16 protein-coding genes and 1 tRNA gene are annotated in these 13911 nt (G+C 66.1%); 10 read left to right on the forward strand and 7 right to left on the reverse strand.

Annotation, left to right across the window (positions count from 1 at the left end):
* Nucleotides 1-24: 24 nt before the first annotated feature.
* The 8 genes from G6N42_RS17155 to G6N42_RS17190 are packed head-to-tail and all read left to right on the forward strand — an operon-like array spanning nt 25 to nt 7776.
* Complete coding sequence (locus tag G6N42_RS17155) at nt 25-1251, forward strand: Nramp family divalent metal transporter (protein ID WP_163730671.1); 1227 nt, start codon at nt 25-27, stop codon at nt 1249-1251.
* Complete coding sequence (locus tag G6N42_RS17160; protein ID WP_163730672.1) at nt 1251-2315, forward strand: poly-gamma-glutamate hydrolase family protein; 1065 nt, start codon at nt 1251-1253, stop codon at nt 2313-2315. Before G6N42_RS17155 ends, G6N42_RS17160 begins: the two co-directional genes overlap by 1 nt.
* A 49-nt stretch (nt 2316-2364) precedes the next feature.
* A complete protein-coding gene (locus tag G6N42_RS17165; RefSeq protein WP_163730673.1) occupies nt 2365-3663 on the forward strand; it encodes an NAD(P)/FAD-dependent oxidoreductase in 1299 nt (432 codons plus the stop codon).
* A complete protein-coding gene (locus G6N42_RS17170; protein ID WP_163730674.1) occupies nt 3657-4400 on the forward strand; it encodes a DUF1365 domain-containing protein in 744 nt (247 codons plus the stop codon). Before G6N42_RS17165 ends, G6N42_RS17170 begins: the two co-directional genes overlap by 7 nt.
* Nucleotides 4400-5674 (forward strand): class I SAM-dependent methyltransferase, encoded by a 1275-nt coding sequence (locus tag G6N42_RS17175; protein WP_434059620.1) that lies wholly within the window; start codon nt 4400-4402, stop codon nt 5672-5674. The genes G6N42_RS17170 and G6N42_RS17175 overlap by 1 nt, the downstream gene beginning before the upstream one ends.
* A 22-nt stretch (nt 5675-5696) precedes the next feature.
* On the forward strand, nt 5697-6482 hold the full coding sequence (locus G6N42_RS17180) for a DUF1295 domain-containing protein (RefSeq protein WP_163730676.1): 786 nt from the start codon (nt 5697-5699) through the stop codon (nt 6480-6482).
* Complete coding sequence (locus G6N42_RS17185; RefSeq protein ID WP_163730677.1) at nt 6479-7060, forward strand: sigma-70 family RNA polymerase sigma factor; 582 nt, start codon at nt 6479-6481, stop codon at nt 7058-7060. Before G6N42_RS17180 ends, G6N42_RS17185 begins: the two co-directional genes overlap by 4 nt.
* Nucleotides 7057-7776 (forward strand): anti-sigma factor, encoded by a 720-nt coding sequence (locus G6N42_RS17190; protein WP_163730678.1) that lies wholly within the window; start codon nt 7057-7059, stop codon nt 7774-7776. The genes G6N42_RS17185 and G6N42_RS17190 overlap by 4 nt, the downstream gene beginning before the upstream one ends.
* Here G6N42_RS17190 and G6N42_RS17195 read toward each other — a convergent pair.
* Nucleotides 7773-8873 (reverse strand): glutamate--cysteine ligase, encoded by a 1101-nt coding sequence (locus tag G6N42_RS17195; protein WP_163730679.1) that lies wholly within the window; start codon nt 8871-8873, stop codon nt 7773-7775. The two genes, G6N42_RS17190 and G6N42_RS17195, sit on opposite strands and share 4 nt — an antisense overlap.
* Nucleotides 8874-9045: 172 nt before the next feature.
* On the opposite strand from G6N42_RS17195, the gene G6N42_RS17200 reads away from it, so the two are divergent.
* Complete coding sequence (locus G6N42_RS17200) at nt 9046-9867, forward strand: TIGR03621 family F420-dependent LLM class oxidoreductase (protein WP_163730680.1); 822 nt, start codon at nt 9046-9048, stop codon at nt 9865-9867.
* Here G6N42_RS17200 and G6N42_RS17205 read toward each other — a convergent pair whose 3' ends face one another.
* The 3 genes from G6N42_RS17205 to G6N42_RS17215 are packed head-to-tail and all read right to left on the reverse strand — an operon-like array spanning nt 9868 to nt 11404.
* Nucleotides 9868-10146 carry a cytochrome C oxidase subunit IV family protein gene (locus G6N42_RS17205; protein WP_163730681.1) on the reverse strand — a complete coding sequence of 93 codons (279 nt, stop codon included), beginning with the start codon at nt 10144-10146 and terminating at the stop codon, nt 9868-9870.
* Nucleotides 10146-10736 (reverse strand): cytochrome c oxidase subunit 3, encoded by a 591-nt coding sequence (locus G6N42_RS17210; RefSeq protein ID WP_163730682.1) that lies wholly within the window; start codon nt 10734-10736, stop codon nt 10146-10148. The genes G6N42_RS17205 and G6N42_RS17210 overlap by 1 nt, the downstream gene beginning before the upstream one ends.
* Complete coding sequence (locus tag G6N42_RS17215; RefSeq protein ID WP_163730683.1) at nt 10733-11404, reverse strand: hypothetical protein; 672 nt, start codon at nt 11402-11404, stop codon at nt 10733-10735. The genes G6N42_RS17210 and G6N42_RS17215 overlap by 4 nt, the downstream gene beginning before the upstream one ends.
* Before the next feature lie 163 nt (nt 11405-11567).
* Between G6N42_RS17215 and G6N42_RS17220 the strand changes: the two genes are divergently transcribed.
* Nucleotides 11568-11640 (forward strand) — tRNA-Arg (locus G6N42_RS17220).
* 85 nt (nt 11641-11725) lie between these two features.
* Here G6N42_RS17220 and G6N42_RS17225 read toward each other — a convergent pair.
* The 3 genes from G6N42_RS17225 to G6N42_RS17235 form a co-directional block, all read right to left on the reverse strand.
* On the reverse strand, nt 11726-12256 hold the full coding sequence (locus G6N42_RS17225; RefSeq protein ID WP_163730684.1) for a hypothetical protein: 531 nt from the start codon (nt 12254-12256) through the stop codon (nt 11726-11728).
* Nucleotides 12257-12329: 73 nt separating this feature from the next.
* Complete coding sequence (locus G6N42_RS17230) at nt 12330-13034, reverse strand: Type 1 glutamine amidotransferase-like domain-containing protein (RefSeq protein WP_163730685.1); 705 nt, start codon at nt 13032-13034, stop codon at nt 12330-12332.
* 24 nt (nt 13035-13058) lie between these two features.
* Nucleotides 13059-13766: a GAF and ANTAR domain-containing protein gene (locus G6N42_RS17235; protein WP_163730686.1), complete on the reverse strand. Its 708-nt coding sequence runs from the start codon at nt 13764-13766 to the stop codon at nt 13059-13061.
* Nucleotides 13767-13911 lie beyond the last annotated feature (145 nt).

Genomic DNA, 13911 nt, shown 5'->3' on the forward strand with positions numbered 1-13911 from the left:
GACGTTCCGATAGAAGGTGGGTTGGTGGCACAGGACGCTGACGTGCGGTTGCGGCCGAGCTGGTTGCTGCTCGGACCGGCCTTCGTCGCCGCCATCGCCTACGTCGACCCGGGAAACGTCGCCGCCAACGTCAGCGCGGGCGCGCAGTTCGGCTTCCTGCTGGTGTGGGTCATCGTGGTGGCCAACATCATGGCGTGCCTGGTGCAGTACCTGTCGGCGAAGCTCGGTCTCGTGAGCGGTCAGTCGTTGCCCGAGGCCGTCGGCAGCAGGATGCGCCGCTCGACTCGGCTGGCCTACTGGCTGCAAGCCGAATTGGTCGCGATGGCAACGGATCTCGCCGAGGTGGTGGGCGGAGCCATCGCGCTGTACCTGCTTTTCGATCTCCCACTGCTCACCGGTGGCGTGATCACCGGAGCCGTCTCGCTGTTGCTCTTGGTGCTCAAGGACCGCCGAGGCCAGCAGATGTTCGAGCGGGTCATCACCGGCCTGCTGCTGGTCATCGCGATCGGGTTCTGCACCAGCCTGTTCGTCGCGGCGCCCCCCGCGAGCGAGGCAGCAGCCGGTCTGCTGCCGATGTTCGCGGGCACCGAGAGCGTGCTGCTTGCCGCGGCAATGCTCGGAGCGACCGTGATGCCGCACGCGGTCTATCTACACTCCGGTCTCACCCGCGACCGCCATGGTCACCCCGAACCCGGCCCGATGCGCCGGATGCTGCTGCGCGTCACCCGCTGGGACGTCGGAATCGCGATGGTCGTCGCGGGTGCGGTCAACCTCTCGATGCTGCTCGTGGCGGCGACGAACCTGCAGGGCCGCGACAACACCGACTCGATCGAGGGTGCCCACGCCGCGGTCGGCGACACACTGGGCCCGACGGTCGCCCTGCTGTTCGCGATCGGACTGCTGGCGTCGGGTCTCGCGTCCTCGTCGGTGGGTGCGTACGCAGGCCAGATGATCATGCAGGGCCTGCTCCACGTGTCGATTCCGATGGTGGCCCGACGGCTCATCACCCTCGTGCCCGCACTGGTGATCTTGGCGGTGGGCGTCGACCCGAGCCGTGCACTGGTGTTGTCCCAGGTGGTGCTGTCGTTCGGAATCCCGTTTGCGCTGATCCCGCTGGTGCGGCTGACCAGTGACCGCGCAGTGATGGGCGACGACACCAACCATCGGGTGACCACTGCTCTTGGGTGGCTGGTCGCCGCGTTGATTACAGTGCTGAATGTGGTGCTGATCTATCTCACCGTCAAGGGCTGATGCGGCATATCTATTTCGCCTACGGGTCGAACCTGTGCGTTCGGCAGATGGCGCGGCGGTGCCCTGGGGCGGCCGACCCGCGGCCGGCGACGCTGGCCGACCACGACTGGCTGATCAACGAGCGCGGCGTGGCGACTGTCGAACAGTTCGATGGGTCGCAGGTACACGGCGTCGTGTGGCAGCTGACCGATACCGACCTCGCGACCCTCGACAGCGCGGAAGGTGTGCCGGTGCGGTATCGCCGCGACCGCCTCACGGTGCACACCGACGACGGCCCGTACCAGGCGTGGGTCTACATCGATCACCGCGTCGAACCGGGTCCGCCGCGGCCGGGCTATCTCGAACGCGTCGTCGACGGCGCGCTGCAGCACGGCCTGCCGCAGCGCTGGATCGACTTCCTGAGGCGATGGGATCCGACCCGGTGGCCCGGCAGCATGGCACATCCGAGTTCAGCTGGACCACAGTCACTTTCGGAACTACTCGCGGACCCCGGCGTCGTCGAAGAGCTCACTCTGCGGTCCCGGTTTGGGTTCATGGCCTTCCATGGCGGCGGCCTGGAGCAGATGACCGACGTCATCGCCGAGCGCGCCGCCGATGCCGCCGACGCGTCGCTGTATGTGGTGCGTCACCCCGACCAATACCCGCACCACCTGTCATCGGCGCGCTATGACCCCGCGGAGTCCGAACGACTGGCCGAGTTCCTCGACCATGTCGATGTGGTGGTGTCGCTGCACGGCTACGGCCGCATCGGTCGCAGCACACAACTGCTCGCCGGTGGCCGCAACCGCCGACTGGCCGAACATGTCGCGCACCACGTCACCGTTCCGGGGTATCAGGTGGTCACCGACATCGACGCCATACCCCGTGAGCTGCGGGGTCTGCATCCGGAGAACCCGGTGAACCGGGTGCGCCGGGGCGGCACCCAGCTCGAACTCACGCCGCGGGTACGGGGCATCAGCCCGCGCAGCCAGCTGCCCGGTGACGACGGCCTCTCCCCCGCGACTTCGACGTTGGTGCAGGGGCTGGCCGCTGCGGCGCGTTCTTGGGAATCGCCCTCGGCGTAGCGGGCACCACCTCACCCATCCGGACCTGCCCCGGCTCCGAATACGGGATGTGGAAAGTTCCAGCCCCGCTTCACGCTCCGTCGCCGTCATCGGCAGCGGCGTATCAGGCCTGGTCGCCGCCTATGTCCTGGCACAACGCGACCGCGTGACCCTCTACGAGGCCGACACCCGGCTCGGAGGGCACGCCCACACCCACCAGATCCCCCACACCGACGACGGCCGCACGATCGGCGTCGACTCGGCATTCCTGGTGCACAACGACCGCACCTACCCCACGCTGTGCCGGCTCTTCGACGAACTCGGCATCGCCACCCGCGACACCGACATGTCGATGTCGGTGCGCGACGACGCGAGTGGCCTCGAATACGCCGGCGCCCGCGGGATCGGCGGGTTGTTCCCGTCGTGGTCGTCGCTCACCCGCCCGCGCTACCTGTACATGCTGGTCGAGGTCAAACGATTCCACCGGGCGGCGCTGCGCCTGCTCGAGAGTGACGAGAACGACGCGACGGTCGGCGAGTTCCTCGACCGCCACGGTTTCTCCCAGTACTTCATCGAGTACTTCATGACGCCGCTGATCGCCGCGGTGTGGTCGGCTCCGCCTGGCCAGTCGCTGAACTATCCAGCCCGCTACCTGTTCGTTTTCCTGGAGCACCACGGGATGCTGTCGGTGTTCGACTCACCAACCTGGCGGACGGTGGTCGGCGGTTCCGTGACTTACGTCGACGCGGTGGCCAAAGAGATCGACGAGGTGCGCCTGGGCGCCGCGGTGCGCTCGGTGGCACGGCTGCCCGATGGCGTCGAGGTTTCCGACGAAATCAACGGACCGCGGCACTACGACGCCGCCGTGATCGCGACCCACCCCGATCAGGCACTGCTCATGCTCGCCGACCCGACACCGACCGAACGCGCAGTGCTCGGTGCCATCGAATACAGCATCAACCATGCACAGCTTCACACCGACGAGTCGGTGCTGCCCAAGAACCGACGCGCGAGGGCGTCGTGGAATTACCTGGCGACCTCCGACGACGCATCGGTGATGGTCACCTACGACGTGACGCGACTGATGCGCCTCGGCGGCGGCTCCCGGTTCCTGGTGACGCTCGGCGGCAGGGACCGCGTCGACCCCGCCACCGTGCTCACTGAGATGACATACAGCCATCCGATGTACACGCCGACCTCTGTTGCCGCTCAACGACTTTTGCCGACCTTGGACGACGACCGCGTGGTATTCGCAGGCGCGTACCACGGCTGGGGTTTCCACGAGGACGGGGCGGCCTCCGGATTGCGGGCGGCGCAGCGTCTGGGGGTCGATTGGCCGGCTGTCGCCCGCGAGGCGGTGGCATGCTGACACCACCCGCCATCTACCGCACTCGGATCACCCACCTCCGTCGCGCCCCGGTGCATCACTACTTCGAGCATCGCGGGTACAGCTGGTACGTCGACGTCGACGCGCTACCCAAGCTGCCCCGATGGCTCCGGCCGTTCGCCCGATTCGACGCACGCGACCACCTCTTCGAATCCGACGGTCCGAACGACACCTTGCGTCAACGCATCGACGCGTTCCTCGCCGACCGGGGCATCGACCTGCACGGCGGCCGTGTCACCGCACTCCTGCAGGCGCGAGTCCTCGGGTACGTCTTCAACCCGCTCAGCCTGTACTGGTGCCACGACGCCGACGGGACGCTGCGCCACATCATCGCCGAGGTACACAACACCTACGGCGGACGTCATGCCTACGTGCTGCCGCCCGACAGCGACCACCCCACGATCGTCATGAAAAGGCTGTACGTCTCACCATTCAATGACGTGGACGGCTACTACCTGGTGACCGCCCCACGGCCCGACGAAAACCTCGACGTACGCATCTCCCTGCACCGCGAGAACCAGCCGGCCTTCGTCGTCACGATGCGTGGAAACCGAAGGCGCGCAGGTGTTGCCGAGATCCTTCGCCTGCAACTCGTCGCGCCATTGGCTCCGTTGATGGGTGCGATCGGTATTCGGGTACAAGGCATCACTCTCTGGCTGCGACGAGTCCCCATCGTGCCCCGCGAATCCCACGTCCCGGAAAGAGTCCACCAGTCGTGATCATTGACCTGACGTCAGCCGCCGCCCCGGCCACCATCGATTCGGACAGATGGCCGGCCGTGGCCAGAGTGCCGGGCGGGCCGCTCAGTGCCGCAACGGGCGCGATCGCCGACCGGTTGTTCCGCCGAGCCGTGTCGCGGTTGCCGATCCGCGTCGTCTATCCCGACGGGACCGTCATCGGGGCGGCTGACCCCACGCTGCCGACCATGGTCGTGCATCGGCCCGAGGTCATGGTTCGCCGGGTCGGTCGCTACGGGCTCATCGGCTTCGGTGAGTCGTATATGGCAGGCGACTGGAGCTCTACGGATATCGCGGGCCTGCTCACCGAGTTCGGCAAGCGGCTGACAGAGCTGATTCCTCCTGTCCTGCAGAGGTTCCGGCCGCTCGCCGTCGTGCGCCCACCGCGGTCGCAGTACAACAGCCGTCGGCAGGCGCGCCGCAACATCGCGGACCACTACGACCTGTCGAACCTCATGTTCGCCGAATTCCTCGACAAGACGATGACGTACTCCAGCGCGCTGTTCGAGTCCCTTCCCGCGCATGAGTCGAGCCTCGCGGATGCGCAACGCCGAAAGATCGACCGCATCCTCGACGCCACGGGGGTCGGGTCGGGCACCCGGGTGCTCGAGATCGGCACCGGCTGGGGTGAACTGTGCATCCGCGCCGCAATGCGCGGTGCACACGTCCGTTCGATCACCTTGTCGGCTGAGCAGCAGCGACTGGCCCGACAGCGGGTGGCCGAGGCGGGGCTGTCCGACCTGGTTGAGATCGACCTGTGCGACTACCGCGACGTCGAAGGCAGTTATGACGCCGTGCTGTCGATCGAGATGATCGAGGCCGTTGGATACCCGTTCTGGCCCACGTACTTTCAGACGCTCGACCGGCTGGTCGCTCCCGAAGGCCGGGTGGCGATCCAAGCCATCACCATGCCGCACGACCGGATGCTGGCCAGCCGCAACACCTACACCTGGATCCAGAAGTACATATTCCCCGGCGGTCTGCTGCCCTCGACCGAGGCGATCCTCGGCATCACCGAGTCCACCACCAGGCTGCGCACCGTTGACATGTTCTCGCTGCGCCTGCACTACGCCGAGACGCTTCGGTTATGGCGGGAGCGTTTCGTCGCTCGCCAAGATGCCCTGGCGGAGTTGGGATTCGACGACGTGTTTCACCGGATGTGGGAGCTCTATCTGGCTTACTCAGAGGCCGGTTTCCGGTCGGGGTACCTCAACGTTTACCAGTGGACGTTCGCGCCGTCGGGACGTGCGTCATGACACCGTCCGCCGGAGGCGGGCAATGAATCTCGTCGTCGTCTCCACGGCGTCGCTGGCCATCCTGGTCATCGTTCACACCATCACTTTCCTGATCGGCCGCCGGATCGGGCGCTACAACGTCGTCGACACCGCGTGGGGTCTGGGATTCGTCGCGGTGGCCGCCGTCGCTGCCGCCCTCGGCACGGGTGACGCGTTCCGGCGGATCCTCCTACTGGCGCTCGTCGCTGTCTGGGGACTGCGACTGGCGTGGCACATGACGCTGAAATCGGCTGGTAAGGGCGAGGATCCACGCTACCGTGACCTGCTGCGCGGCGACTTCTCGGCGGGGCATGTGATCCGAAAGGTGTTCTTGATCCAGGGGGCGGCGACGTGGTTCGTCTCGTTGCCCCTGCAACTTTCAGCTGTCCTGGGTCCGACGCCGGCGTTGCTGCGCCCGGTGTTCGTCCTTGGTGTCGCCGTGTGGGCGCTCGGCTTGCTGTTCGAGGCCGTCGGCGATCGCCAGCTGCGCCGCTTCAAGGCCGACCCGGCCAACCAGGGTGTCATCATGGACCGCGGACTGTGGGCGTGGACCCGGCATCCGAATTACTTCGGCGACGCATGTGTGTGGTGGGGACTGTGGCTGGCCAGCATCGCGGGCGCGATTTCGCTCGTCACCGTGCTGTCCCCGGTGCTCATGACCTACTTCCTGGTGTACGCCACCGGAGCCCGCCTCACCGAGAAGTACATGGCCAGTAGAAACGGCTTCGGCGAATACCGTTCGCGTACTTCATTTTTCGTACCGCGTCCACCTAGATCGCGAATACCATGACGCTAATTGCGCCGGTCGATAGGCTACGGCCTGTGACAAGGGACCTCGACGAGCTGCTCCGCCAAGTGGCCCGGCAGGACGTCGACGCGTTCGCGGAGTTCTACGATCAGACTCGGGCGCGGGTATACGGCCTGGTCACCCGAGTTCTGCGCGATCCCGGCTACAGCGAGGAGACCACGCAGGACATCTACCTGCAGGTATGGCGCACCGCGGATTCATACAATCCCGCCGCGGGGTCCCCGATGTCGTGGCTGATGACGCTCGCGCATCGTCGTGCCGTGGACCGGGTGCGCTCTGAGCAGGCCGCCGGTCAGCGCGAGTCCCGCTATGGCGCCGCCAATGTCGAGCCACCGTCCGACCAGGTCGCCGACTCGGTGATCCAGAGCGACGAGCATCGCCAGGTGGCCGAATGTCTCGGCTCACTGACCGATACTCAGCGAGAGGCCATTCACCTCGCCTACTACGACGGCCTGACCTACGTTCAGGTGTCCGAGCGGCTGTCGGCCAACCTCGCGACGATCAAATCGCGGATGCGCGATGCCATTCGCGGCCTACGCAGGTGTTTGGGGCTGACATGACTCAACCGATAGACGATTTGACCGCCCTTGCGACGCCGTATGCGTTGCACGCGATGTCCGAGGTTGAACGTGCCGACATCGACCGTCGTCTTGCGAGTGCACCGCCCGACGTGGCGCGCGCCTTCGGCGACGAAGTCCGTGCGGTGCGCGAAACCATGGCGGCGATATCGGCCGCCACCGCCGTCGAGCCGCCGAACGAACTCCGCGACCGTGTCCTCGCCGAAATCGGCAGGACGCCTGCCGTGCAGGCACCGGTGATCCCGATGAAACCCCGCGCGAAGCGGTGGCGCACGGCCGTGCTGGCCGCCGCGGCTGCATTGATCGTCGGACTCGGCGCCCTCGGCGTCGGCTTGGCGCTGCGGCCCCCACCGACGACCGCGGAGCAGATCTTCGCCGCACCGGATGTGCGGACCGTTTCCGGCGACATTCCCGGCGGCGGACGTGCGACGGTCGTCTTCTCCCGCGACAAAAACGCGGGCGTGCTGGTGATGAACAACGTCGCGCCGCCCCAAACCGGCACCGTCTACCAGATGTGGTTGATCAACGACGAGGGGCCGCATTCGGCGGGAACCATGGACGCGCAGGCCATCGCGCCGTCGACCACCGCGGTGCTGCCGGATCTGGACGGGTCGAGCACTCTGGCGTTCACCATCGAACCGGCCGGCGGTTCACTGATGCCGACCACGGCGCCCTTCGCGGCACTACCACTGACCTAGGTCCCCTCGAGAGTGGCCGCTGCGGCCTCGGCGATCACATCGGCGACGTCGTGACCCCGCTGCCACGCCCGCCGTTGGCGCATCGCCCCGTTGCCCTCCTCGGCGACGCGGTGCAGTTCGCCGCTGACGAGGTCGTAGTCGCCGACCGCCTCGAGCGCGGGCCGCACGTGCTCGACCAGGTTTTCCAACAACGATCGCGCAGGCGCACACTCGTGACCCCCGGCCAGGTCGAGCGCTTCGCCGTCGAGGCCGTCGCGCGCCGATTTCCAGTAGGCGGCCCGCAGGGCATGGGGTGCCAGCGGCGATACCGGTTGGCGCTGCCGCTCGTCGTCCAGCGCCGTCATCACCGCTCCGCGGATCAACGCCGCCAGCAGCACGGTCTCGGCGACCGTGGCCGGCACGTCGGCGACACGGACCTCGACAGTCGGAAAGTTCGCCGACGGCCGGACATCCCAATAGACCATCCCGTCGTCCAGCGCGGCGCCCACGCGAATGAGCATCTGCACGACGGCGTCGTACTCGTCGACGGAATCGAATGCCGGCGGCGGTCCCGCGCTCGGCCACCGCGCCCACAACACGCTGCGCCAGCTGGCGTAGCCGGTGTCGGTATTGCGGTAGATCGCGGAATTCGTGCTGAGCGAGAGCAGCAGCGGCAGCCACGGCCGCAGCCGGTTGCTGACCCGTACTGCGGCCTCACGGTTCGGCACGGCGACATGCACGTGGGCACCGCAGATGCCTTGTTCGTGCGCGATCATGCCGTGCCTTTCGGCGATCTTTCGGTAGCGCGGGGTGTCGGTGATCGGGAATTCGTGCGGCACGGTGGGCGGTAGTCCGACGGCCAGCAGCCGGGCGCCGCCGGCTTCGGCGGCCTCGGCCGTGATCCGGCGCAACCTGGACAGCTGGTCGGCGAGTTCGCGGGTGCCGCCGACAACGTCGGTGGCGGTTTCGACCTGGCAGCTGGTGAGCTCGAGCTGTAGCTTCACGCCGCGCTCGGCGGCGTGACCGGCGACCGTCTTGTTGACGGCGACCGGTTCGCCCGTTGCGGGATCGGCGAGCAGAAATTCCTCTTCTACGCCGATTGTGGGATGAGTGGCCATGGTGTGTTCGAGTCTGAAAATAGATCCGGCCCGTCGGAGGCTTGCTCACGACGGACCGGATCGGGGTGACAAGTCGGTGGTGGCGGGCTTCGGGTATCGAAGCCGGCGGCAGAATCATGCCCATTGCTGACACCGGCTAAACCCCGCCGAGCAGAACTTCTACGATCAGGCGATGGGCAGAGATTTCCGGTTCGGTGTCGGGCTGCAGGCTGCACGTCGGCAGAAGTCGGTCCAGGACTGGGCGCGCCGCGCGGAGGACATGGGATACGACATCATCCACATGGCCGACCACCTCTACACGACCGCACCGTTCCCGATGATGACGGCGATGGCGATGGCCACCGAGAGGCTGCGGGTCGGCACCTTTGTGCTGAACGCCGGCTTCTACCGGCCCGCACTACTGGCGCGTGACGTCATGTCGCTGCGCGACCTCAGCGGCGGCCGTTTCGATCTCGGCCTCGGCGCGGGGTACGTCAAAGAGGAGTTCGAGCAAGCCGAGCTGCCCTACCCCACGGCGGGTGAACGCGTCGCGTGGCTGCGTCACGTCACCGAGCACATGAACGAGCACGCCGCCGATGTGCCGATCCTCATCGCGGGCAACGGCGACAAGCTGCTGACCCTCGCCGCGCAGCAGGCGAACATCATCGGGCTGACGGGCGGTCACCCGATCATCGGCGGCGTCGATCCGCTCGCCGACCGCATCGCCTTCGTCCGCGAGGCCGCCGGCGACCGGTTCGACGAGCTCGAACTGAACCTGTCGGTGATCGCGCTGCCCACCGACAACTCGGGGATTCCCGACCTGTCGCTGGTGAGGAGGTTCCTGCCGGACCTGTCCGAGGAAGAGATGCTGGCGACGCCCGCGGTGTTCTCGGGTACGCCGAGGGACATCGCCGACACCATTCGACACCTGCGCGACGCGTACGGGGTCACCTACATCACCGTGCAGCAGCAACACGGCGAGGAGTTCGCGAAGGTGATCGCGGAACTGCGCTAGTCACAGCCAGAGGTAGAGGCCCGACAGCACCGCCCACACGGCGAGGCAGTAGACCTCGAACAACACGCGCAACGGTATCGGCGCGTGGCGCAGTTCCATGAAGTCCAGGCCGACGAGGCGCACCTTGATCGCCGCGATGGCCAGGACGACGATCGCCACCATCGAGCCGGTGCCGTGATCGGCGCCGACTGCCCACGAGACGAGCGTCGCCGCGACGAGGATCAGCCATGAGAGGCCCGCGCGGCTGCGCACCAGCTGGAACACCGAAGGCCCCCGCATCAGCTCACCAGGTACAGCAGCGCGAACAGGAAGATCCACAGCAGGTCGACGAGGTGCCAGAAGCACGCGCCACCCTCGATGGCCGCCATCCGGGTGGAGCTGATGTCGTCGCGGCGGGTTTGCGTCAGCAGGAACCCCAGCACGCCGATGCCGACGCACACGTGGAAGAGATGCAGTCCGGTCAGGATGAAGTAGTAGAGGAAGAAGTCGTTCGCACCGGGGCCGTGGCCGCTGGTTGCCAGCGACACATACTCATAGACCTTGAGGCAGATAAAGAGCAGGCCGAACGCGATCGCCGCCGAAACAGCTTTGGCGGCAATCGACTTCGCGCCTGCGCGGATCGCGCCGAGCGCCACGACGATGCACAGCGAGCTGGTGAGCAGGACCAGGGTGTTCGTGACGCCGACGCCGATGTGCAGCGACGTGCGGGCGACGTCGAACAGCTCGGGCGCCTTGGCCCGCTCCACCATGAAGGTGACGAAGAAGACGCCGAACACGAGCATGTCGCCGAACAGGAACACCCATGTGCCGGACTCGGCGGGGATCCGCCGGGCGGATGGATCGCCCGGCCCCGTCGCAGCCGCCGTCACGGCGTTGCGGCCAGCCGGCTTTCGGCGGCTTCCTCCGCCTTGATGGACTTCAGCAGCACGACGGTGGTGCCGATCATCCAGACGATCAGGGCGAGACCCGGCAGGTAGTAGGAGAACACGCCATCCCATGCAAGCGGCCCCGTGTTCATGGCGATCACGACGCAGCCGGGGAGCGACAGCATGGCCACCCACAGGTTGAGGAAGCCGTACCAGCGCGGGAAGGTCGGGGGGTTGCCCTTGTCGGTGAACGAGGCGATCGCCAGCGTGAGGTTCTGCATGACGATGGTGCCGACGATGCCGATGAACCACAGCCAGAAGAAGTCGCTGAACGCCTGGGTGATCTCCGGATCGCGCTGCCCGGCCCGAAATGCGGCCGCCGCCAACGCCATCAGCGAGAACATCATCGCCGGGGTGAAGATCGCGGCGGCCAGGATCTGGGTCAGGGTGAGCATGCCCCATTGCCCCTCGGCTCGCCGCAGACGCAGCACGATCACCGCGTGGAACGGAATGGCGAGCGCGGCTGCGAGCAGTGCGCCGGCAAGCCCGAAACGGACCCAGAGGTTTTCGGTGGTCAGGAAGGCGTCGGTCTGCTCGGCCGTGTCCGATGGGGACATCGGCGGAAAGAGTTTTGCGATACCGGAAAAGCACACGCTGTAGAGGACGATCATCGCGGTCCCACACCATGCGCCGACGCGCTGCAACTTCAGCTCCACGGCTGAAGACGCTACGGTGCGGCGGGCCAATTCGGAAGAAGTTTTGTCAAATTTGCCAAAACCGAGATCTAGGCTGCCCAAGAGGTGGCGGTCCCGACCGGTAAGCTTCCTGCGGTCCGCCCCCGTAGCTCAGGGGATAGAGCACGGCTCTCCTAAAGCCGGTGTCGCAGGTTCGAATCCTGCCGGGGGCACAGCGCGACTATCTAATAATGGCTGCATGTTGCGGTCGCCGTACCGGGCTGTCCGCAGGCATATGGCGGCGCAGTAGAAGAGCGTCTAATCCGCAGGCAAGGTCGGTTTGGTCTCGGTTTGTGTTTCGACATGCAGCTGGTTTGCCCGCGTCCGCGCCTCCGCGACGTCTGCCTGCTTCCTGGCGTCAGCGGCCAGGGCTCGGGCTGCGGAGGCCAGCGACTCGGCTGCCACGGCTTCCGCCCGAGCACGCGCTTCCCTGATCATCTGCGGCCACTTGGATGAGCCGTGCAGCCTGAATTGGCCCATGCGCGACCGGAGGTTCCATCTCGTGGGGCCGCCGCCGGCAGCCTGCTCCTGGTACACACCCGGCTTCTGCTGATCCGCGTAATACTCGATCACGACCAACACGACGCCGGTCAGTACCAGCAGTGGCACAAAAAGCAGAGGGAGCGTGACCACACCAGCCAGCCCGATGATCGTCAGCGGCACCGCGATCATCCCCGCGGCCCACGGATACTGATCAATCAATCCGAGGATGGTCGCTCGCAATGCGAACACCCGCGCAGCCCACAGCCGGCGATCCGGCCAACTAAGGGCCACTCTCGAAAACTCCACGATCGATTCCTTCACTGAAGGTCGGCCACATCATTGTGACACGTTATGAGGGCATTGCGCCGGATCGGTGGAACTAATCGATTTTCGGGTGGAGCAGTGAATGCGCGATCCTTCCACGCTCTGAACGGAATTCGAGTGCGGGCCGACGCAGCGACTCGATGGTGGCGTCCGGGTGCACGATGACTCCGCCACCAGAGGGGATCCCGAGCCCGGCGACTGTTCCGTCGAGCAGATGAATCGTGCGCGCCAGCCGCGCCCATCCGGCGTGCTCGTCATGTGTGTCGACGACCATGTGGACGAGCCCGAACACCTCGAACGGCGCCGCCGGCGCCGATGCCCACGTCTCGCCGACGCCATACCACCCCAGCTGCACCGCACCGGCTGAAATACCCACCAGCACAGCGCCTTTAGCGTGTCGGTCCAAGATCACGTCCTTCATGCCGGTTGCTTCGATCGTGGCCCAGCCACGCTGCACATCGCCCCCCGCCAGCACGATCAACTGTGCACACTCCAGAAATGCGCGGTCGGCCGGACCAAACGAGGAAACGATCATGCGTCGATCGGCGATTCCGATCGCATCCATCGCCGCTTCGAAGACTTCGTAGAAATCCATCCTGTCGCCGTTGGAGGCACCTACGTAAGCTGCGCGGATTGCAGTGTTCCGCGCGAAACCGTTGAGGGCCGCGTCCAGAACCAGTCGGCCATTGCGCCTCCAGAACAGCAGCTGACTGTCGGCGAACAGATAGAGCGGCTGCAGTGTCGGCGCCGTCTCAGTCAAGCGCTTTCTCGCGGTGCGGATCGCCTACTCGGCGCCGCGATTGTCGTTACCGCCCCGCGTCTCGATGACTCGCTGTGCGATATCGGTCAGACGGACGTTGCTGTCCTGCGAAAGCCGCCTCAGCATCTCGAAAGCCGCCACATCGTCGATGTCGTAGCGCTCCATGATGATGCCCTTGGCCTGGCCGATGCGATCCCTTGTCGTCAACGCCGACTGCAACTGCTCGCCCTGCCGACTGGCCAGGATCGCGGCCGCGGCGTGCGCAGCAAGGACAGTCGCGATCGTCTCATCCTCGCCGTCGAACGAGTTCGCCTCGAAACTGAACATGTTCAGGGCGCCGGCGGTCCGATCGGCGGTGTACAGCTTGACCGACAGTCCACTGAGCACGCCGAGTTCGACGACTGCAGGCGAATACTTGGGCCAGCGTTCTTCGGACCGGAAATCGTCGGTCCGCACAATCAGATCGTCCATCGCGGCCTGCACGCACGGACCCTCGCCGAAAGTCATCTGTAGGTCGTCGAGGGTGTGAGGCAAGTCAGAGGTACCGGCCAACGATTCGTACTTGCCGTTCTTGCCGACAAGCAGTACCCCCGCTGTGTCGACACCCGGAATGAGTTCCTTCGCCGTCTCGGTGACGTCGGACAGAACTTCACCGACACTGCGAGGCGACGCGGCAGCACGCGCCAACTCGGCCATCCGGCGAGCTAGGTCGTGGTTCCGTACCTCAGTCATCGCTACAGTCTTCCCAATCCGGGTGTCCGATACACGAACGTTTGCCATCTCACACAACGGGCAGTCCCAATAGAGGCTCGCGTGGTGGTCGACCTCTACGCACAGCCAAGGTTCCGTCGGTTCAGACCTGAGTGCCGACGGAGCC

Source organism: Mycobacterium gallinarum (assembly GCF_010726765.1).
GTDB classification, from domain to species: Bacteria; Actinomycetota; Actinomycetes; order Mycobacteriales; family Mycobacteriaceae; genus Mycobacterium; species Mycobacterium gallinarum.

Coding starts and splice junctions, on each gene's coding strand:
- G6N42_RS17160 (WP_163730672.1), top strand. CDS start 1,251: ATGCGGCATATCTATTTCGCCTACGGGTCGAACCTGTGCGTTCGGCAG.
- G6N42_RS17170 (WP_163730674.1), top strand. CDS start 3,657: ATGCTGACACCACCCGCCATCTACCGCACTCGGATCACCCACCTCCGT.
- G6N42_RS17180 (WP_163730676.1), top strand. CDS start 5,697: ATGAATCTCGTCGTCGTCTCCACGGCGTCGCTGGCCATCCTGGTCATC.
- G6N42_RS17185 (WP_163730677.1), top strand. CDS start 6,479: ATGACGCTAATTGCGCCGGTCGATAGGCTACGGCCTGTGACAAGGGAC.
- G6N42_RS17190 (WP_163730678.1), top strand. CDS start 7,057: ATGACTCAACCGATAGACGATTTGACCGCCCTTGCGACGCCGTATGCG.
- G6N42_RS17195 (WP_163730679.1), bottom strand. CDS start 8,873: ATGGCCACTCATCCCACAATCGGCGTAGAAGAGGAATTTCTGCTCGCC.
- G6N42_RS17200 (WP_163730680.1), top strand. CDS start 9,046: ATGGGCAGAGATTTCCGGTTCGGTGTCGGGCTGCAGGCTGCACGTCGG.
- G6N42_RS17205 (WP_163730681.1), bottom strand. CDS start 10,146: ATGCGGGGGCCTTCGGTGTTCCAGCTGGTGCGCAGCCGCGCGGGCCTC.
- G6N42_RS17215 (WP_163730683.1), bottom strand. CDS start 11,404: ATGATCGTCCTCTACAGCGTGTGCTTTTCCGGTATCGCAAAACTCTTT.
- G6N42_RS17235 (WP_163730686.1), bottom strand. CDS start 13,766: ATGACTGAGGTACGGAACCACGACCTAGCTCGCCGGATGGCCGAGTTG.